The sequence below is a fragment of the Eubacterium multiforme genome (assembly GCF_030813415.1).
Taxonomy (GTDB): domain Bacteria; phylum Bacillota; class Clostridia; order Clostridiales; family Clostridiaceae; genus Clostridium; species Clostridium multiforme.
Genome location: NZ_JAUSUF010000001.1, coordinates 232163 through 252840, shown reverse-complemented (window position 1 = coordinate 252840; position 20678 = coordinate 232163). Strand labels below are relative to the sequence as shown.

Annotated in this window: 15 protein-coding genes, 1 pseudogene and 1 CRISPR repeat array; of the genes and pseudogenes, 12 read left to right on the top strand and 4 right to left on the bottom strand. The window is 25.1% G+C overall.

The features are described from left to right. Nucleotides 1–4 precede the first annotated feature (4 nt). The 5 genes and pseudogenes from J2S18_RS01195 to tlp form a co-directional block, all read left to right on the top strand. A pseudogene (locus J2S18_RS01195) lies at nt 5–376 on the top strand (CRISPR-associated protein Cas4); the annotation flags it as partial. A 14-nt stretch (nt 377–390) separates the two neighbouring features. Continuing rightward, the gene (gene cas1b, locus J2S18_RS01190) at nt 391–1362 is read left to right on the top strand and encodes a type I-B CRISPR-associated endonuclease Cas1b (RefSeq protein WP_307482161.1); all 972 of its coding nucleotides are present in this window, start codon (nt 391–393) and stop codon (nt 1360–1362) included. Then, complete coding sequence (gene cas2 / locus J2S18_RS01185; protein ID WP_307482157.1) at nt 1362–1655, top strand: CRISPR-associated endonuclease Cas2; 294 nt, start codon at nt 1362–1364, stop codon at nt 1653–1655. Before cas1b ends, cas2 begins: the two co-directional genes overlap by 1 nt. Nucleotides 1656–1848: 193 nt before the next feature. Continuing rightward, a CRISPR array of direct repeats spans nt 1849–4643; the repeat unit is 30 nt; unit sequence GATTAACTTTAACAAGAGTTGTATTTAAAT. A gap of 543 nt (nt 4644–5186) precedes the next feature. After that, nucleotides 5187–6524: an MFS transporter gene (locus J2S18_RS01180; RefSeq protein ID WP_307482154.1), complete on the top strand. Its 1338-nt coding sequence runs from the start codon at nt 5187–5189 to the stop codon at nt 6522–6524. Between the two features lie 263 nt (nt 6525–6787). Then, nucleotides 6788–7015 carry a small acid-soluble spore protein Tlp gene (gene tlp / locus J2S18_RS01175; protein ID WP_307482153.1) on the top strand — a complete coding sequence of 76 codons (228 nt, stop codon included), beginning with the start codon at nt 6788–6790 and terminating at the stop codon, nt 7013–7015. Nucleotides 7016–7108: 93 nt separating this feature from the next. On the opposite strand, the gene J2S18_RS01170 is transcribed toward tlp, so the two are convergent. Then, the gene (locus tag J2S18_RS01170; protein WP_307482150.1) at nt 7109–8440 is read right to left on the bottom strand and encodes an MATE family efflux transporter; all 1332 of its coding nucleotides are present in this window, start codon (nt 8438–8440) and stop codon (nt 7109–7111) included. A 132-nt stretch (nt 8441–8572) separates the two neighbouring features. Between J2S18_RS01170 and J2S18_RS01165 the strand changes: the two genes are divergently transcribed. The 5 genes from J2S18_RS01165 to J2S18_RS01145 all read left to right on the top strand — a co-directional run bounded on the left by J2S18_RS01165 (nt 8573) and on the right by J2S18_RS01145 (nt 14315). After that, complete coding sequence (locus J2S18_RS01165) at nt 8573–9382, top strand: MerR family transcriptional regulator (protein ID WP_307482147.1); 810 nt, start codon at nt 8573–8575, stop codon at nt 9380–9382. Between the two features lie 139 nt (nt 9383–9521). Next, nucleotides 9522–10685: a class I SAM-dependent methyltransferase gene (locus tag J2S18_RS01160; protein WP_307482144.1), complete on the top strand. Its 1164-nt coding sequence runs from the start codon at nt 9522–9524 to the stop codon at nt 10683–10685. 116 nt (nt 10686–10801) lie between these two features. Continuing rightward, nucleotides 10802–11374, top strand: coding sequence for a hypothetical protein (locus J2S18_RS01155; protein WP_307482142.1), 573 nt, complete (start codon nt 10802–10804; stop codon nt 11372–11374). Between the two features lie 158 nt (nt 11375–11532). Continuing rightward, a complete protein-coding gene (locus tag J2S18_RS01150; protein WP_307482139.1) occupies nt 11533–12063 on the top strand; it encodes a DUF5662 family protein in 531 nt (176 codons plus the stop codon). 83 nt (nt 12064–12146) lie between these two features. Continuing rightward, the gene (locus J2S18_RS01145) at nt 12147–14315 is read left to right on the top strand and encodes a HelD family protein (protein WP_307482136.1); all 2169 of its coding nucleotides are present in this window, start codon (nt 12147–12149) and stop codon (nt 14313–14315) included. 137 nt (nt 14316–14452) lie between these two features. Here the strand turns inward: J2S18_RS01145 and J2S18_RS01140 are convergent, their stop codons facing one another. Further along, nucleotides 14453–15568, bottom strand: coding sequence for an amidase domain-containing protein (locus J2S18_RS01140; protein ID WP_307482132.1), 1116 nt, complete (start codon nt 15566–15568; stop codon nt 14453–14455). Nucleotides 15569–15598: 30 nt separating this feature from the next. Further along, nucleotides 15599–16501, bottom strand: coding sequence for a M15 family metallopeptidase (locus J2S18_RS01135; RefSeq protein ID WP_307482129.1), 903 nt, complete (start codon nt 16499–16501; stop codon nt 15599–15601). A 186-nt stretch (nt 16502–16687) separates the two neighbouring features. Here J2S18_RS01135 and J2S18_RS01130 point away from each other — a divergent pair, with 186 nt between their 5' ends. Then, nucleotides 16688–17032 (top strand): hypothetical protein, encoded by a 345-nt coding sequence (locus J2S18_RS01130; RefSeq protein WP_307482126.1) that lies wholly within the window; start codon nt 16688–16690, stop codon nt 17030–17032. A 106-nt stretch (nt 17033–17138) separates the two neighbouring features. Here J2S18_RS01130 and J2S18_RS01125 read toward each other — a convergent pair whose 3' ends face one another. Next, nucleotides 17139–18590 carry a cation:proton antiporter gene (locus J2S18_RS01125; RefSeq protein ID WP_307482123.1) on the bottom strand — a complete coding sequence of 484 codons (1452 nt, stop codon included), beginning with the start codon at nt 18588–18590 and terminating at the stop codon, nt 17139–17141. Nucleotides 18591–18890: 300 nt separating this feature from the next. On the opposite strand from J2S18_RS01125, the gene J2S18_RS01120 reads away from it, so the two are divergent. Continuing rightward, the gene (locus J2S18_RS01120; protein ID WP_380081352.1) at nt 18891–20639 is read left to right on the top strand and encodes an oleate hydratase; all 1749 of its coding nucleotides are present in this window, start codon (nt 18891–18893) and stop codon (nt 20637–20639) included. Nucleotides 20640–20678 lie beyond the last annotated feature (39 nt).

Below are 20678 nucleotides of genomic sequence, written 5' to 3'. Positions count from 1 at the left end.
AAATATGAAGGTTAATGGTACATTAATAAATTATTATTTCCATTGTAAAAGGCAATGTTATCTTCATGGAAATAGACTTAACTTAGAGGATAATAGTGAAATAGTTAGTATTGGAAGAGCATTACATGAAGAGAGGCAAAATAATAAAAATACAGAAATTGAAATAGACAATGTTAAGATAGATAAACTTACAAAAGAATACTTAACAGAGGTGAAAAAATCTGATGCTGATGTAGAGGCTGCAAAGTGGCAATTACTATTTTATCTTAAGGTACTTAAGGGGAAGGGTATTATTAGAAAGGGAAAACTTGAGTTTATAGAAAAAAATAAAACAAAGAAAAAAACGGTAATAATAGAATTAAATGAGGAAGAAGAAAATATATAACTTCAATGGGAGAGCTTACAAGAAAAGATAATTCTTTATGTTTTAGAAAAAATGGAAAAAATGTTTATATTCCAGTTGAGGGAACTAAAGAAATTTACTGCTTAAATGAAATTAGTATAAATACAAAACTTTTAGATTTTATATCAAGAAATAATATAATAATACATTTCTTTAACTATTATGAGGGGTATAGTGGAACCTTTTATCCTAAAAATAAATACAATAGTGGGAAACTTATTGTAAAACAAGTAAAAGCTTTTGAAAATAATAGGCTCACAATAGCTAAAAAAATAGTAAATGGAATTGGAGAAAATATTTATGAAGTTTTATACCATTACTATAAACATAATAAAAAAGAAGTAAAGGGAACTTTGGATTTTATAAAACTTGAGTTTTATAAACGAGTTACAGAAGCAACTGATATAAATAGCTTAATGTCTATAGAAGGAGAGGTTTGGCAAAGATTTTACTCTGAGTTTAAAGTTATACTTCCAGAAGATTTTGTTATGAATAAAAGGTGTAAAAGACCACCAGATAATCCTATAAATGCATTAATATCCTTTGGTAATTCATTATTATATACAAAGACCATATCATCAATATATAGAACTCATTTAGATCAAAGAATAAGTTTTTTGCATGAACCATCTGAAGGAAGATTTTCATTAAGTTTAGATATAAGCGAAGTTTTTAAACCAGTTATTGTTTATAGAACTATTTTTGATTTAGTAAATAGGAAGATGCTTAAGGTGGATAAGCATTTTGATAGAAAAGTTAATTATTGTCTGCTTAATGAAGAGGGGAGAAATATTTTTATAAAAGCTTTTGAAGAAAGACTAGAATCAGTATTTTCTCATCCTAAATTAAAAAGAAAAATTAGTTATAAAACAGCTATAAAATTAGATTGTTATAAACTTATTAAATTTATAATGGAGGACAAAGAATTTAAACCTTTTAGTCTTAAGGAGGGATATTAATGGCTAATAAGAAAATTAATTATAATTATGCCTTTGTTTTTTATGATGTAAATGAGAAACGAGTAAATAAAGTTTTTAAGGTTTGCAAAAAATATCTTTCTCATTTTCAAAAATCTGTTTTTAGAGGAGAAATAACTCCATCAAAATTAATATCTTTAAGAAAAGATTTAAATAAGGTTATAGATAAAAATGAAGATTTTATATGTATAGTTAAGTTATTAAATGGAGATGTTTTTGGGGAAGAAGTACTTGGAATAGAAGAAATTGTTAATGGGGAAAGCTTGATAATTTAGTTAAAGTTAATATGAAATTTTACCAACCTATAATTTGTTAAGTTATATTCGAATCGTTGGTATTGCTATAATTACAAGTAAATTTGAAAAATAATTTTAAATTTATACTTAGGTTGGTAAATTTATATTGTAGGTATTGAAAGTAAAGAGATTTAGGATTATTCTTATTTTAAGGAATGGCTTGATTTCAATGGATTAACTTTAACAAGAGTTGTATTTAAATTATAAGCCAGTAAAAGGATTATATTGCTCTCCCAAAGATTAACTTTAACAAGAGTTGTATTTAAATATTTCAATTATTAACCATATTTCCCACATAGTTAATGATTAACTTTAACAAGAGTTGTATTTAAATATTGTTTTTCCAATTATTAAAGTATCATTTGGATATGATTAACTTTAACAAGAGTTGTATTTAAATAATAACTTTAACCTTTCTTGCGCTTTTATAAATAAGGATTAACTTTAACAAGAGTTGTATTTAAATAAAATATTTTTTTGGAAATCATTTAATAATATTTTGATTAACTTTAACAAGAGTTGTATTTAAATATTACCAGAAATACCTGATGAATATAAAGGAATTAAGATTAACTTTAACAAGAGTTGTATTTAAATTTCGTGAAGCCTCCTTATGTTTTTTTAGATTTAGCGATTAACTTTAACAAGAGTTGTATTTAAATCTATAGCTCTTTGCAATTCTGCAAGTTCCTCTATTGGATTAACTTTAACAAGAGTTGTATTTAAATCAGTAACCTCTATCTCCTGGTACTCCGTTAACTCTTGATTAACTTTAACAAGAGTTGTATTTAAATATATTTCTCTTTTCGGAAAGTTACTTGCAGTTCCTAGATTAACTTTAACAAGAGTTGTATTTAAATAAAGGATAAGCAAGACGGATATTACTTTAACTTTAAGATTAACTTTAACAAGAGTTGTATTTAAATTTAACCCATCCTTCTTTAGCACTTCTATCCAATAAAGATTAACTTTAACAAGAGTTGTATTTAAATCTTAGTATTTTGGCAAATTCAGATACTTTTATACAGGATTAACTTTAACAAGAGTTGTATTTAAATAGGGTGATGGAGATACAAGAGCTTATATTGATTTTGGATTAACTTTAACAAGAGTTGTATTTAAATCCTGTTAAACCAGTAAAACCAATGCTCTACATTTCTGATTAACTTTAACAAGAGTTGTATTTAAATAAAACCAACAATAATTAACGAAAGTGGACTTTATAGGATTAACTTTAACAAGAGTTGTATTTAAATTAAGTTTTTCCATTACCACCATGAAAATTATTATTTGATTAACTTTAACAAGAGTTGTATTTAAATTGCAGCAACAACCGCAGCAAGTAAAACAATAGAATGATTAACTTTAACAAGAGTTGTATTTAAATTCTTCTTGCTCTTTTTCTAATATTAAAGCTCTTGATGATTAACTTTAACAAGAGTTGTATTTAAATATATATGGAATCTCTGGATTATTAGCATGCAGGAAAGATTAACTTTAACAAGAGTTGTATTTAAATTTGAAAATGTAGATAAAGTAAAAGAAATATTAAATTAGATTAACTTTAACAAGAGTTGTATTTAAATCGCAAAGCCTTATAGTTATATTGGTTTTTGTTGTGTGATTAACTTTAACAAGAGTTGTATTTAAATAAAAATAAAATTAAAGTAGAAGAACAAAGTATTAAAGATTAACTTTAACAAGAGTTGTATTTAAATCATTCTTCTATACTATTAAAGTATTTAGGTATTAGATTAACTTTAACAAGAGTTGTATTTAAATAAGAATATTTTGCAGAATGTTATGCAATGTTCTTAAGATTAACTTTAACAAGAGTTGTATTTAAATATGGAAGATATTTGGTGCGGTTATAATTCCAGGAGCGATTAACTTTAACAAGAGTTGTATTTAAATTCTAATCCTATGCTAGATACATTTTCAGAACCAACTAGATTAACTTTAACAAGAGTTGTATTTAAATTAAAAAATCTATAAGCATTTTCTCCTAATAAGTTAGATTAACTTTAACAAGAGTTGTATTTAAATTCATTCGTCCTGCTGGTGTTCGAGGATCATAGTTATGATTAACTTTAACAAGAGTTGTATTTAAATCAAAGTAAAATGCATAGAATTACAAAAATGAATATCGATTAACTTTAACAAGAGTTGTATTTAAATAAAATCTGGTATGCAAAAGATACAATAGAAAGAAGAGATTAACTTTAACAAGAGTTGTATTTAAATATTATTTGAGGGGGTTAATTTCGATGTTGATAAATGATTAACTTTAACAAGAGTTGTATTTAAATCAACGGCAATAGTAATAGGTCCTATTGTTTTCTCTTTGATTAACTTTAACAAGAGTTGTATTTAAATTTAGCTAAGTCTTTAGCTAAAATTTTTTTATTCTTGATTAACTTTAACAAGAGTTGTATTTAAATAATTGATGAAGTTAGATACGATAGCAAGCGTTTTGGGATTAACTTTAACAAGAGTTGTATTTAAATTCTAGTGCAGTTTTGGGGACTTCCGTATAAATAAAAAGATTAACTTTAACAAGAGTTGTATTTAAATATGATAAAATCTTTAGAAAATAAAATACAAGATATGATTAACTTTAACAAGAGTTGTATTTAAATTATAGTCAATTAACTTACTTACAGCTTCTGTTGAACTGATTAACTTTAACAAGAGTTGTATTTAAATTTTCTATAAATTCAAATTCATTTGCAATATTTTTTTGATTAACTTTAACAAAAGTTGTATTTAAATCCAAATGACAAAAACTACTTTAAAGGTCTATAAAAGATTAACTTTAACAAGAGTTGTATTTAAATTATTTACAAAGAAGGAGACATTGAAATTGAAGGAGGATTAACTTTAACAAGAGTTGTATTTAAATGCACAAAATGTTGTAGATATGACTGCTCCACAGATGATTAACTTTAACAAGAGTTGTATCTAAATTACACAGTACAGGAAATACAGGTGATACGGCTAAAAGATTAACTTTAAGTAGAGTATATTTTTATATTTAACATTTTTTCTTAATTAATTTAAATAAAAATTTATACAATAAATTAAAAAAATTTACAAAGTTTACATGTATGATATTTACAATAAAAAGGCATAGTAGTATGTTATAAATGTACCAAAGATTTAGAAAATTCAACAAATTAAATGGGAATTTTAATGTGAAAATATTGTTAATATTTAAAATAAAAAACCATTAAACTATAGTCAAAAATAAAATGTAAAAAGATATATCAAAGTAATTTCATTATATATTAAAAGCATAGTTTGATATATTTTTTATTGCATTTAATTAATATAAATTTAAAAGGAGGGATAAATTTAAATAATATATATTTTTATTTATTTTTGTAACTTAAGGGAAATAAATTTTTTTGTATGTCATTGTAATGGTTTTCATAAAGTGAAAAATAAATTTAAAATATATATTTAGGTTAGTAATAATTAATTTAACAAAAGATGATTGGAGGCAGTATAATGGATTTTGAAAAAAGAGCTAAGCTTAATAGTTGGATGTTTATTATTGCATACATATTTATGGGTGTTTTAGGTGGAGTTGCCATGGATACAATGGTTACTTTCCTTGATGCTTCAACAGCAACTAAAGGAATAGCAGCTAGTATGTCAATTATAATGGGAGTTGGATTTTATGGTGGCGCACTTATATTATTAGTAATTCCTAAAATAGGATATAAAAAGACTCTTATTACTTCACCAATAGCTTTTATAATAGGAATGGTACTTATAACTAAATTTAAATCAGTTCCTGTAGTTGCTATATCAGCTTCAATTGTTATGATTGGAGTTTGTATGTTTGATGCTATTTTATCACCATTTTTAACATGTTTTACTACAGAGGAAAACAGAGAAAAGGTTTTCTCAACTACATTATGGACTAATACAGCAGGTATGATTGTTGGAACATGGACAGGAGGAAAATTAATAGCTTATAGATTTGCCCAAAGATTAGGAATTAGCTATGATCAAGCAAGAGTATTAACAGAAAAAATAAAAAGTTTTGATCCAGTTCAATTACAAGCATATATAGCAGCACATAGAGATGCGTTACTTATGTATATTGTAGTAGCTGTTTTATGTTTAATACCAATTTTATTTATTAAAGAAATACCAACAGATTATAGAAGTGCTAAAACTAAGAAGAAGAAAGAAAAACTTAATTGGAATGCTTTCTTAAATAAATATATAGTTTTATTTGTAGTTTTTGCTTTCTTAATAAGATTAGGAGCATCACTAATAACTCCATATTTCTCAGTATTCTTAAGTAGAATGGGAATTGATAGAGCAACAACCTCATCACTTATTTCTTATCAATATTTTGCTATGGTTATATTTATGATTATATCTCCTTGGATTGTTAAGAAGATAGGAAGAGTTACATCTCTAGGTGGACTAGCTCTAGTATCTATACCATTTATGTTAATAATTGCAAATGGTGCAGCTTTTGGAGCTCATATGGTATTAGCTGTTGGTCTTGGATTATTCTTTAGATCAGGATTTATGAATGCAGCTTTACCAGTACAACAATCACTTCCAATGGAATTTGTAACAAAGGATGCAAGACCAGCTTATAATGCAGTAATATATATAGTTCAAGGATTTGCTCAAGTTATAGCTGGAATTATAGGAGAAAGATTTATATTTGGTTTACCAAATGGATATGGAAAAGCTTATTATATTACAGCAGTTATATATACAATAGCTTCAGTAATGTTGTTAATTGTTTATACTAAGAAATATAATAGAGTTCCTAAAGCTCAAGAAAATCAAGTTGCTGTAGAAGCTGACTTAGAATAATTTTATAAAAATAAATTAGAAAAAAATGTTTTAAAACAATAATATATTATGAAAAGCACAATAATAAACTTAAAAGAAATTATGAAATTTCTAGTTGTTTATTACTGTGCTTTTTTTATAATATATTAAAACTTTGACATAATATAAAAAGTATAAGAGAAAGCTTTTTAGACAAACTATTATAGAAGGTATTTGATTATGAAATTTATATTTTTTAATAAAATATCTTGAATTTCTAAATAGTATAAGGGAGGAATAAGATTATGAAAAGTAAACCAGATGATAGAAGAGATAATGTAGATAGAATTCAGTGTAACATAAGTAATACTATAGAAAATATTCATCTTGCAAATGAGATGATTGAAAAAACAGATGATGAAAATATGAAAGAAGAATTAAGTGAAAAAAATGAAAGAAGAGAAAGAGCACTTAAGGGAATGAGAGAAGAAATTAAAGATGAAGCAACAGCTAAAAGAAATGATTATAATTAAAAATTAAATATATAATATAAAAGTAATTTAAATTAAAATAATCCCTACTAAGTTATAGTGTTTTTTTACTTAGTGGGGATTTTTCTTTTAGATTTAATCTTCCATATAGGAGGAAACTCGTCCATTTTTCATATAAAAATAAATTGTAATAAATATTGTAAGGAGTTCAGCAACTGGAATAGCAAGCCAAATTCCATCTACTCCTATAAATTTTGGAAGAATCATTATTGTAGCTGCTACGAAAATAAGTGAACGTGAAATGGAAATAATGGCAGATATTTTTCCATTACCAATAGCTGTAAAATAACCAGATACAAATATATTTATTCCTATTATTAAGAAGGCAAAGGAGAATAATTTAATTCCATAGGTTGCAATATTATAAACAGCTATATCAGTTGTAAATATTCCAATTATATATTTTCCAAAAAACATTGAAAGTAAAAATATTAATATTGAACTCCAAGCTATAGTTAGAAAACTATGCTTTAAGCTTTCTATTATTTTATTTTTATTTTTTGCACCATAATTAAAACTAATAATAGGAGATATTCCAACAGATACTCCAAAGTAAATTGCTATAAAGAAATAATATATATAAATTATTATAGACATTGCAGAAATACCATTTTCACCATGGAAGGCTAAAATACTTATATTGAAAAGATAGGTACTTATTCCAGTGGATAATTCTGTAAACATTTCTGAACTTCCGTTATAACAAGAATCCCATAGTAATTTTCCATAAAATTTTGTTTTGCAAAAATTTAAAAGGGAGCCTTTACCAAGGAAATAAAAAAATCCAAGTAGTGCTGAAATTGTTATAGAAAAGAATGTTCCTAAAGCAGCACCTAATATTCCCATTTTAAATACAACTATAAATAAGAAATCTAAAATTATATTTAAAATTAATCCTAACGTGGACATTAGAAGGGAAAGCTTAGGGGCACCATCTACACGAGCATAGTATTCAAAATATAATTTAAACATCATAGGAACAGTCATTAGTACAGTAATAAATCCATAAGACATAGTATAAGGAAGTAACCTTTCAGTTGCTCCTAAAAAAATAAGAATAGGTTTTAAAAATATTAATCCTAGTATTGTAAGTATTATAGCAATAACCCCTAAAGTAATAGTAATAAAAGAGAAAAGTTTATCTGCCTCTTTTTTATTACCTTCTCCAAGTTTCATTCCAACTAATGCACCAGATCCCGTGGCTAGCATTACAGATATTCCAAAGACTATACAAGTTATAGGAATTACTATATTTATAGCTGCTAATGCATCTGAATTAACATATCTTGAAACAAAGAATCCATCTATTGTAGTATAAAAAGATAAAAATACCATTGTAACAATAGAAGGAGCTACATATTTTAAAAATTCACCATAGTTTTGTTTTTTTGTAAAAGCTTTTTTCATTTTATCGACCTCATTCCTTTTATTGACAATATCTATTTTAAAGGATATAGTAACTATATTGTCAATGATAAATTAAAAATTAAATATAAAGTTGAAAATTATATTAATATTAAATTTAAAGTAGGTGATTAAATGGATATTAAGTTTACAGTTGGTGAATTTGCTAAGCTACACAATATGAAAAAGCAAACATTAATTTTTTACGATAAAATTGATTTGTTTAAGCCAGAAATTATAGATGAGCATAATGGATATAGATACTATACACCTAGGCAATTGGAGATATTAGATAGTATTCTTATATTAAAGGAAATAGGAGTTCCTTTAAAAGAAATAAAACAATTTTTAGAAGATAGAGATGATGAAAAAGCATTAAAACTTATGAAACAACAAAAGGAAGAATTAGATAAGCAAGTTGAAAAGCTTAGTATTATAAGTGAGAGGCTAGAAGAAAAAATTAAAACCTTTGAGCAATTAAAATTTTTAGGGAAAAGAGTTTCTTTTAAGGAAGTTAATGAGGATTATTTGGCAATAAGAAAGGTTAATAAACCTTATAATCTTATACAGACAGATATTGCATTAAAAAATTTATTAAAGGATGTAACAGATAAAAATTATCCATATAATTATCAATTAGGAGTAATGATACCAGTTGATAATATTGAAAATAAGTTATATACATCAGCAGATTTTGTTTTTACTCCAGTAGATAAAAGATTAAAAAAGGATGATATAATAATAAAACCTAAGGGAATGTATGCAATATCTTATCATAAAGGTGGCTATGATAAAGTAGGAGAAACTTATGAGGAGATATTAGAGGAAATAGAAAAGAGTAATTTAACTCCTTATGGACATTCTTATGAATATTGTATTTTAGATAGTTTAACCTGTCGTACACCTAAGGAGTATATAACTAGAATTGAAATACCAATTAGATAGTTTTTATATTATAAAAGCTTTAGGTGTAAAGAGTTTTTTGGTAATATGAATATATGTATAATTTAATATAAATAATATATTTATTATATTATTATGTATAAAATTAATTTTAAATAAATGATAAGGTGAGTATGAATATATGGAAGATTTAAATAAGGTAATTAATGAAATTATTAGTGAAGATATTATAAAGTTAGTTATTAGTAATAAAGTAAATAAGGATGTTAAATATAATAAAATAACATTTGCATTAAAGGGAGATAGTAAAAAAGAATATTATCAAATAGAAAAATATACTGATAAGCAAGTTTTTCATGAAAATATTAATAAAGAAATTTTAGAAGAAAAAGTTTTAGAGTATTTATTAGAAAATTACAAGCAACTTTCAGCTTGGTCAAAGGATTCTATTTTTGATTTGAAAATATCTAAAAAGGGGAAAATATTTTTAAGTAAGAAAAAAAGTGATAATAAAAATATTATAAAAAAGAGTCATAACAAAGAGAAGAATTATATACTTAAAGAAGGTATGATTATAGAACCGCTGATAGACTTAGGGGTTTTTACAAAGGAAGGTAAGGTTGTTAATTCAAAATATGATAAATACAAACAAATAAATAGATTTGTAGAAATTATTGATGACGAAATCAAAAAAAATGATTATAAAGATCTTACTATTTTAGATTTTGGTTGTGGAAAATCTTATTTAACTTTTGTACTATACTATTATTTTGTAAAAATTAAAAAAATTAATGTAAAAATGATAGGACTAGATCTTAAAGAAGATGTTATTAAAAAGTGTAATGATATAGCTAAAAGATATAATTATGAAAATTTACATTTTGAACTTGGAGATATTAATGGATTTAAATATAACAATAAAGTTGATATGGTAATTACACTACATGCTTGTGATACAGCTACTGATTATGCCTTATATAATGCAATAAAGTGGAATACTAAAATGATTTTTTCAGTTCCTTGCTGTCAACATGAATTAAATCATCAAATGAAGGCAGAATCTTTAAATATACTTACAAGATATGGAATAATACAAGAGAGAGTTGCAGCTCTTATGACAGATTCAGTTAGAGCAAATCTTTTAGAATGTGTTGGATATAAAACTCAACTTCTAGAATTTATAGATATAGCTCACTCTCCTAAAAATATATTAATTAGAGGAGCAAAGGGTAAGGTATCTAAGGAAAAAAGAGAAAAGTCTTTAAAGGAAGTAAAAGATTTAATGAAGGAATTTAATTTTAAACCAACATTATATAATTTATTAAAGGAAGATAATTTAATTTAAAACATAAAGCAAATTGTATTATTATAAAGCAAATTGTATTATTATTTTAATGTTGTAGAATGATGAAATTAATTATGATATAATAATCATTATTAGTTAGAAAAGAGGTAAGAGTTATGGGTGATAAAGTAACTTTAGTATATGAAAATGGTGAATATACAGTATCTATAAATGATAAAGTAGTAAATGTAAATAAATATATGGATAATGCAATTGAAAGATTTACTCAAGTAATAACTGATAATGCAGTTGTTAAGGGGATATCTTGGGATAATATATTAAAAGATTTAGAAGATATTAAAGATGATAGATTAGAAATAAATAATGATTATAATACATTAACTTTTGGAGCTATAAAATATTTTTATAGAACAGATAAAGTTTTTGATACTAGAAATGGAGAAATGTATCAGTTACTTGGAGGATATCATTTATTTTCATTTATAGTTAAGATGACTTGTGCAGGTTTTATAAAAAACTATGAGGAAGTATTAGATTTCCTAAAGGAAGTATTAGAGAAAAAGGTAGTTTATAGAACTTCAGAAACAAGTATTATAGTAACAAGTCCTGCATTTAATTATGGATCAGCAGAATATAATTTTATAAGCGGAAAAATTAATAGAGGTGCAACTATAGAAAAGATGAGTTTTGACCTTTATAAAAAATATGTTTTAAATACAATAAAATAATTAAATTATAGTTATATTTGTAACTATTAAAAAATGATACTTATAATTTTTATGTTCTATCACTTAGGTGGTAGAACATTTTTTATGCATTAAGTAACCAAAAATGATAATATAGAGTGTAGAATTACTAAAGACAAAAATTTAGGGGGAATAAAGGAATGAATGCAATTAATCACTTTAAAACAATTACTAATCATAAACTTCTTGTAATGAAATATTGCTTTAAGGTAGGTTTATATAAACAAGGACTGCTGCATGATTTATCAAAGTATTCCTTTGAGGAATTTAAGGCTGGAATAAAGTATTATAGAGGAAATAAAAGTCCAAATGGAGTCCAAAAGGAAGTTGAGGGACTATCAACTGCATGGTTACATCACAAAGGCAGAAACAAACATCATTTTGAATATTGGATTGATTATGGAGTTAATCCTAAGGATGGATTAAAGGGAATGAAAATGCCAGTTAATTATGTTGTTGAAATGTTTATAGATAGAATGTCAGCATCAAAAAATTATGAAAAAGAAAAATATAAAGATAAAAGTCCTTTAGAATATTATAATGCAAGGCGTGAGTATTGTATTTTACATGAGGAAACAAGGAGTCTTTTAGAGCTTTTACTTAATATGCTTGCAAGGGATGGAGAAGAGAAAACTTTAAAGTATATTAAAAAGGAAATTTTAAATAAATAGAAATATAATAAAGTATTGTAACTTGACATATTTTCTTATACAATTTAAAATTTAATGACGTTTATATAAGGAGAAATTTAAATATGCTAATAGGTAGAGAACATTTAGATGAAGAAAATTATTTGAAATTAACACAGAATACAATAAAAGAATTACTAAGTAAATATATTGACTTAAGGGATATACAAGATAAGGAAATAGTAAAACATAGAAAATTTCTTTGGGACAATAGAAGTGAATTAGATGAGATTGAAATAAATGAAAATTGTAGTCAAGTGGCATTACAAGAAAAGATGCATTCAAGAAAGGTAAATAGAATTAGAACTCTTGAAAGGCAGCTTAACTCACCATATTTTGCAAGAATTGATTTTAAAGAAAATGGGGAAGAGGCTGAAAGTTTTTATATAGGTTTATCTACTGTTGAAGATGAAGAAAATTTTGAATTTCTAGTTTTTGATTGGCGTTCACCAGTTGCAACAATGTTTTATGACTTTGAAATAGGAGATGCCTTTTATGAAGCACCAAATAGAATGGTAACTGGAACAATTGAATTTAATAGACAGTTTAACATAAAAAATGGTGAAATAGTTTTTATGCATAACTCAAATGAATCTTTATGTGATGAGGCTTTAGGGCAAATGCTTGGAGGAAATGCTACAGATAAAATGAAAAATATAGTAGCAACTATTCAAAAAGAGCAAAATGACATTATTAGAAATGATGATAGTAAAGTATTATTTATTCAAGGTGCAGCAGGTTCTGGAAAAACATCAATAGCTCTTCATAGAGCAGCTTATATTTTGTATAAACATAGAAAGGATCTTAAGGCTGATAATATTTTAATATTTAGTCCAAATGAAGTTTTTGCAGAATATATTTCAGATGTATTACCTGAACTTGGAGAAACTAATATACTTCAAACTACTTTTGAGCTATATTCAAAGCCATTTTTACCAGCTAATTATTTATATGAAAATAAAAATGATCATTTAGATTATATTTATTCAAAACACCATAATGAAAAAGAGTTTAAATTAAGAACTAAGGGTATGGAATATAAAAATACTACTGAATTTATGGAAATATTAAATAAGTTTACTAGGGATATTCCAAATCTTTTAACTAAAGTTAAGCCAATTATAATTGATGATAAGCAAATATTAAGTAAAAAGGCTGTTGAAAATACTTTTTTAAAGAGATTTAACAATATACCATTTTTAAATAGAATAAAGGTAATTAAAGAAAGTTTATTTTCTCAGGTAGAAACTAAATATTTATCAAATAATGATGATTTTGAATATGTGGAAGATAAAAAACAGTTTTATGATTACTGCAAAGAGCAAGTTGATATACAAGTAGATGAAATGATTAAAACTTTAAATAATGTAGAAATTTATAAAATGTTATGGGAAAACATAAAAAAATATACAAATAAAGATTTAGAAGATATAAAAGAGCTTACATTAAATCATTTAAATTATGGTGAAGTTAACTATGAAGATATAACTCCTATAATTTATATAAGAGCTTCTATGGAGGGTTTTAGAAATTATACTAGAGTTAAGCATATTCTTATTGATGAAGCTCAAGATTATAGTCCATTATTTTATGAAATAATAAAGAGATCTTTTAAGGATGCTTCAATTACAATTATGGGAGATCTTAACCAAAGAATTGATAAACATTCAAATGTTAAAGATAAGGATAGTATAATAAATATTTTCCAAAATGTAAGGAAGGCTGTATTAACTAAGAGTTATCGTTCAACCTTTAATATAACTAGTTTCACTAAGGAAATATTAGATACTCATGAACCTATAGAAGCAGTTGAGAGAAGAGGAAATAATCCAGAAATTCATATAGTAAATAATGACTTAGAAGAAAAAATAGCTAAAATTATTTCTAGTATGGAGGAAAAAGAATACAAATCAATAGCTGTAATTTGTAAAAATAAAAGTATTTCTGAAATGGTTTATGAAAAGTTAAAAGGATTAATTCCTAATATAAATTTAATTGATAATGATAAGGCAGAATTTAAAGTTGGAGTTAATGTTATACCTTCTTATTTAGCTAAGGGCCTAGAATTTGATGGAGTAATTATAGCTGATGGAGAAAATTACTTAGGAGAAAATGATAAGAATTTATTCTATACAGTTTGTACAAGAGCATTACATGAACTTTATATATTATCAAATAGGGATATAAGTGAAATATTACCTAAGGATAGTAGTTTATATAAAATAGTAAAATAATTTATTAGAAAATAGAAATAGGCAAAATAATAATGTTGTAAGTTTATTATTTTGCCTTTTATATATAGAATAATGTTTTATATTTTGTAAATAGAAGTATTAATTAAAAGATATATTAATAAGATTTTATAGCTTAATTAATAATTTACTCTAACTAACCAAAATTTTATATTTTTATTACTCCATCCTAAATCCCAAGGAACATCATTTCTATCTGTATTATGGCAAGTTACTAAAGGATATCCCTTTGAATCAGCACCAGTAACAACAGAAATATGAGTTATATCGCCTTTTTTTTCGTAGGCTATAAAATCTCCAGGAAGAAGTTTAAAGGAGGTTTTATACACCTTTTCATAGTTTCCTCTAGAAAGAACATAAGCTCTACCACTATAAATCATATAATTATTAAATTTATCAGCATTTATCCAAGGAGCTGTTGCACTTCCTTTTGAGTAATTCCATGTAATATTTTTTCTAAAGCCTCCACCTTCATGAAGTATTTGTGAGGCAAAATTTGCACAATCTCCACCTTCACAATTAAAATTTTTATATTTTTTATTATATTTAAAATCATTTTTATTATTACTTGCAGAGCCACAATATTCCTTTGCATATTCTATAGCTTTTTTTCTTTTGTCACTAATATTAGAAAAGTCTCTAGTAGGCTGTGCTTTAATATACTCTTTAATAGCATCTACTTTTATATTTTCAAGTTTTAAAGAGTCAGCAAAGGGGTCAGTGTACCATTCCTTTGTTATTATCCATTCATCATTATTTTTTGTTAACTGAAGGGAATGATAAGTGCCAATTATTGAAGTATTAATTTTTTTAGGTTCATCCTCATATATATATTTGTATTCTGTATTGCATAATACATAAAAGGAGGATACTTTATCTGAAATTTTTGAACTTTTAATTACTGTCTTTGGAGTAATATCTATAAATTTAACTCCCTGCTTTTTTGCCCAATTATTAATATATTTTACTTTTCTTTCTTCATATTCATAAGCCCACTGACCATATTTACTATTAGTATTATATAGGGAATGAATAGAATCTAAATCTTCTGTTAATATAGATTTACTTTTTTTAATGAATATATTTTCCACAAAGGTTTTTAATTTAGTATCATCTTTATTATCATAAGAAAAAGCCTTTAATGGAAAGAGATTATTAATACATAAAAATATTAATGAAATTACAGTGATTTTAAAATAAATTGAAGAATTTTTTTTAGGTTTAGATATTAACATAGTGTGTTATCATCCCCTTTTTATAAAATGTTATTTTAAACTATTTTCTATTATATCTATATATTTTTTTGTATCTTCATTTAAAGGAGCACCTTCATACCATTTTTTGCTTTGATTCCAAGTAGAAAAATACTTAGCCTTTAATATTATTTCAGGTCTATATTCAAAATGGAGTATATCAAAGTGTTCCCATTTACCTCCCCAGATAAAATTATTTTTTTCAAAGGCAGAAACTAGCTCCTCTGGATATTTAGAAAGTCTTTCTTCTCCTTTTTCCTTTGAGGACCACTTCCAGTAATCATTTGGATTACTTCTTAAGTCTATTGCTATTCCATAGGAATGGGGACTTAGTCTTCCAGTGCCTGATATTACTCTATAATTATAAGTTCCACTAGCTGGATATAGTATATTTCCTATATCAGGTCTATTTTTTGATAGAGGAATAAGTTCCCTTAAAGTATTTTCTAAAGAAATGTTAGCATTATTTTTACTATTAAATTGATAGTTTGTATAACCATATTTTAAGGGCTTTAAATTTTTCTCAATAATATTTCTAGAATTTCCATATACCTCATTTAAAAGGTCATAATGCCTAGCTCTTCCTGGATCAAAGTCTTTATCCATAATTTTAGTATTTTTATTAAGAGGATAGGGCTGCTTTAGCATATCTTGTATATCTGGATTTATTAGTTTTTCATTATGACTTTTCTCTTTTTTATCATCGTAAATAATTTTTTTATTAGATTTCATAATTAAATAAACTTTATCATCAATTTGTTCTATACTTGATATGTAATTAGGATATGCTATCATTATAGTTAGAATATCTTGTTTCATTTCTGATATATAATCTTTAGTTTCCATTGATTTTACTTTAATAGGTATATTAATTAATAAAAGAGACACTATAAAAATGTTAAAAAATTTTTTCATAATATTCACTACCTTTTAAAAGCTATATTAAGAATAGTTTATCCTAGAAATTATTCTAATATGTACTTTTAAAGTCTAGTTACTAATTAGATATTTTAGTAAATAAATGAAAATAGTATATTAGCTTTTTTTGATAGGATTAAAATGTTAATATAAAAGTATAAACTAAAAAAGGAGATGTTGTATATGAGTTTACTTTTGATATATGAGGAATATAATAACTTAAATAAACAATATTTAGATTTTATAAATAATATAATTAATGAAAATTTAGAAGAATATAGTGATTCTATATTAAAAGCTCTCAAAGAATATAAGGTTAAATTTGAAGAAATACTTGGTAAGACTACCTTAGAAGATGAAACATCAGAAAATGAAGATAACTTAAATGATTTAAAATATTTAGTTTTAGATAGCTTATTTCTTGCAGCAGACCTTGCTAACTTTTATAGTTATAAAGAGAAGGAAAGGTTTAAAATGAGAGTAGTAAACTATATTAATAAGAAAAGAAGAGCAGAATTTGGATTTTAAAAATATTAAAATGAAAATTTATTATAGTACATATTTTAATAAAAAGAGCAGAATAGAAAAACTTTTATAAGTTTGATATTCTGCTCTTTTTAATATATTTTTTTATTTAACTTGGTAGGGATAAATCACAAACTGTTAGCATGTTAATTGTATCCTCAACTTCTTGTGGAATTCCAGCTAATATTATTAAATCATTTTCTTTAAGAACTGTATCTGCAGTTGGCATTATTTCCTCATCATTTCTAATTATTAAGAAAATTTTACAGCCTTTAGGGAAATGACATTCTTTTAATGACTTCCCAATATAAAATGTATTTGAAATTAAAAATTCTCGTATAATTATCTTTTCTTTTTCATCTACTTCTTTAATAGTATTTTTATCTATAACAAGTAGTTTTTCAAACAATAGTGGAAAAACAACACAAGATATTATTGCTGTTACTACAAAAGCTGAATAATCTGCTATATTTATGTATTTTAAATTTAAAGCCATTTGAGCACCTACAATTAGTAAACTTAATTGAGTAGTTAATATCATAGATGAGGCTAAAGCATTTTTTATTCCATATTTTTTCTTTAATAATAAAGATGGTATTAGTTTTATTAAGAAAAACATAATTAAAAAAACTGGTATTTTAGCAATAGAGCTAGGATTTTTAACTATAGAAGTTAAATCTATATTTACTCCAATCATTATAAAAAATATTGGGATTAAAAATCCATATCCTATAACATCAAGTTGATGGGATATTTCTTCTTTTGCTCGTCCAACCACTAATGAAAATATTATTCCAGCTAAAAATGAGCCTAAAACTATTTCAGAGCCTACTTTTTCTGTTATTGCAACTAATATTAAAACTAAAACGAAAGCACCTCTAACGCTTAAATGAAGATTTTTAAAGGCTAATGTAGAAAAATCCTCTTTTTTAAATATAATCTTAGATAAGAAATATATAATTATAGCTGCAAAAAATATTATTAAAAATGTAAAACTTTTAAGTGAGAACCCATATTGTGTTACAGATGAAATAAATGTTATACCAATTAAACTTACTAATTCACATATAAGTCCAAATATTAATACAGTTTGCCCAAAGTCACTATTTAATATATTCTTTCCCTTTAATATAGGAACAAGTAGTGCTGGAGTAGTAGCAGTAAAAAGCATAACAAAAAATAATCTACCATTAGTTATACCAATTCCTTTTAAAGCAAAGGATAAAATAAATGAAACAAACAATGAAATCAAAAACATTTTTATACTAAGAAATATTTTTGAATTTAGTATAGACTCTCCTTTTTTTAGTTTTAAATCTTCAAAGTTTATTTCAAGTCCGCTTAAGAACATTAAATAAGCAAGACCTAAGTTTGAAAGGAAAATAATCCATATATCTGGTTTTAGTATGTTTAAAAAACTTTTTCCAATTATTATTCCAATAAATATTTCTCCAACTTGATAGGGGATTCTTAATTTTTTTAATTTTGCTACTAAAAATGGAGTAAAAAAAGCAACAATAGATAAAAGCAATAAAGAATCATAATTTAAACTTTCTTCCATTTAAGATTTCCTCTTTTCTTAAGTTATTAAGATACATTTTAAAACAAATTTCTCTAAATTAGCAATAGCAAATAGTAATAAAAATAAAATTTATCATTAAAAGTTTAATTTTATTACTATTTTTGTAAATGTAATTTGTTAAATTTTTTAATAAAATATTCTAAAAATGTATTAGATGTAAATTTTAACTTATTTAAATAAAACTTAAGTAATGAGTAAATACAAATATGATATATTAAATTATAATAAGACTAAAGATAATAAAATAAAAAAAGAAGTGGAGTGAGTTTTATGAGAAATATGAGAAAAAAATTAAATAGGAAATGTAATAAAAAAAGTAATGATAATAAAAACCTATTAATTACATTAGGTGCAATAGCAGGAGCTGCAACTGTTGCAACTATAGCTGCAAAAAAGATTAAAAATAAATGTGAAGCAGAAAAAACACAGCTACCACAAATAAATAATGATGAAAGAGAAGTTTATTTTATTGGTGGTGGATTAGCTTCTTTAGCAGGAGCAGCTTATCTTGTAAGAGACTTAAACTTTAAGGGCGAAAATATTCACATTTTTGAAGGAATGAAAATTCTTGGAGGTAGTAATGATGGAATAGGAGATCCAGTTAATGGATTTGTATGCCGTGGTGGTAGAATGCTTAATGAAGAAACTTATGAAAACTTCTGGGAATTATTCTCTAGCATACCTTCTTTAGAAATGCCTAATATGAGTGTTACAGAAGAAATTCTTAATTTTGATCATTTACATCCAACTCATGCACAAGCACGTTTAGTTAATAAAGATGGTGTTATTCAAAATGTAAAGAGTATGGGATTTGATAATGCTGAACGTATGGCTCTTGGTAAATTATTAATTACTCCAGAGGACAAGTTAGATGATATGACTATTGAAGAATGGTTTAAAGATAATCCACACTTTTTTGAAACTAATTTCTGGTATATGTGGCAAACTACCTTTGCTTTCCAAAAGTGGTCTAGTTTATTTGAATTTAGACGTTATATGCAACGTATGATTTTAGAATTTTCTCGTATTGATACTTTAGAAGGAGTTACACGTACTCAATATAATCAATATGATTCAATTATACGTCCAATAAAATCATATTTATGTAAAGCTGGAGTTGATTTTAATATTAATTCTACAGTAACAGATTTAGATTTTAAGCCAGGAGATGGAATTACAGTAACTGAAATACATTTAAATCAAAATGGTGAAGAAAAAGTAATTACATTAGATTCAAAGGATGTATGTATAATGACAGCTGGTTGTATGACTGATTGTGCAACTCTTGGAGATATGAATACTGCACCAGTTTATGATCCAAGTAATCCAATTTCAGCAGATCTTTGGAGAAAGATAACAGATAAAAAACCTGGACTTGGAAATCCAGAACCATTTTTTGGACATCCAGAACAAACTAATTGGGAAAGTTTCACTGTAACTTGTAAAGGAAATAAGTTATTAAAATTAATAGAAGAATTTTCTGGAAACATTCCAGGAAGTGGAGCATTAATGACTTTTAAGGATTCTAATTGGTTAATGAGCATAGTTGTTGCAGCACAACCACACTTTAAGAACCAACCTCTTGATGAAACTATTTTCTGGGGATATGGATTACACACAGATAGATTAGGTGATTATGTAAAGAAACCAATGCGTGAATGTACAGGAAAAGAATTATTAACAGAATTCTTATATCAATTACATTTAGAAAAAGATATGGATGAAATTATGGAAACAGTAGTAAATGTTATACCATGTATGATGCCTTATATAGATTCACAATTTGAACCACGTAAAATGAGTGATCGTCCAAAAGTTGTTCCAGATGGTTCAACAAACTTTGCTATGTTAGGTCAATTTGTTGAAATACCTGAGGATATGGTATTTACTGAAGAATATTCAGTTCGTTCAGCTAGAATTGCTATATATACTTTATTTGGAGTAAAGGATAAAAAGATTTGCCCAGTAACTCCTTATAGAAAAAATCCTAAAGTTTTAAAGAAAGCTTTAAAAACTTCTTTTAGATAAAATATAGATATATAGGTGGCTTGAGTTTTTTTCAAGTCA

What these genes read in the sequence shown, in the direction of transcription:
- cas1b (WP_307482161.1), top strand. Translation starts at nt 391, where the DNA reads ATGGGAGAGCTTACAAGAAAAGATAATTCTTTATGTTTTAGAAAAAAT.
- cas2 (WP_307482157.1), top strand. Translation starts at nt 1,362, where the DNA reads ATGGCTAATAAGAAAATTAATTATAATTATGCCTTTGTTTTTTATGAT.
- J2S18_RS01180 (WP_307482154.1), top strand. Translation starts at nt 5,187, where the DNA reads ATGGATTTTGAAAAAAGAGCTAAGCTTAATAGTTGGATGTTTATTATT.
- tlp (WP_307482153.1), top strand. Translation starts at nt 6,788, where the DNA reads ATGAAAAGTAAACCAGATGATAGAAGAGATAATGTAGATAGAATTCAG.
- J2S18_RS01170 (WP_307482150.1), bottom strand. Translation starts at nt 8,440, where the DNA reads ATGAAAAAAGCTTTTACAAAAAAACAAAACTATGGTGAATTTTTAAAA.
- J2S18_RS01165 (WP_307482147.1), top strand. Translation starts at nt 8,573, where the DNA reads ATGGATATTAAGTTTACAGTTGGTGAATTTGCTAAGCTACACAATATG.
- J2S18_RS01160 (WP_307482144.1), top strand. Translation starts at nt 9,522, where the DNA reads ATGGAAGATTTAAATAAGGTAATTAATGAAATTATTAGTGAAGATATT.
- J2S18_RS01155 (WP_307482142.1), top strand. Translation starts at nt 10,802, where the DNA reads ATGGGTGATAAAGTAACTTTAGTATATGAAAATGGTGAATATACAGTA.
- J2S18_RS01150 (WP_307482139.1), top strand. Translation starts at nt 11,533, where the DNA reads ATGAATGCAATTAATCACTTTAAAACAATTACTAATCATAAACTTCTT.
- J2S18_RS01145 (WP_307482136.1), top strand. Translation starts at nt 12,147, where the DNA reads ATGCTAATAGGTAGAGAACATTTAGATGAAGAAAATTATTTGAAATTA.
- J2S18_RS01140 (WP_307482132.1), bottom strand. Translation starts at nt 15,568, where the DNA reads ATGTTAATATCTAAACCTAAAAAAAATTCTTCAATTTATTTTAAAATC.
- J2S18_RS01135 (WP_307482129.1), bottom strand. Translation starts at nt 16,501, where the DNA reads ATGAAAAAATTTTTTAACATTTTTATAGTGTCTCTTTTATTAATTAAT.
- J2S18_RS01130 (WP_307482126.1), top strand. Translation starts at nt 16,688, where the DNA reads ATGAGTTTACTTTTGATATATGAGGAATATAATAACTTAAATAAACAA.
- J2S18_RS01125 (WP_307482123.1), bottom strand. Translation starts at nt 18,590, where the DNA reads ATGGAAGAAAGTTTAAATTATGATTCTTTATTGCTTTTATCTATTGTT.
- J2S18_RS01120 (WP_380081352.1), top strand. Translation starts at nt 18,891, where the DNA reads ATGAGAAAAAAATTAAATAGGAAATGTAATAAAAAAAGTAATGATAAT.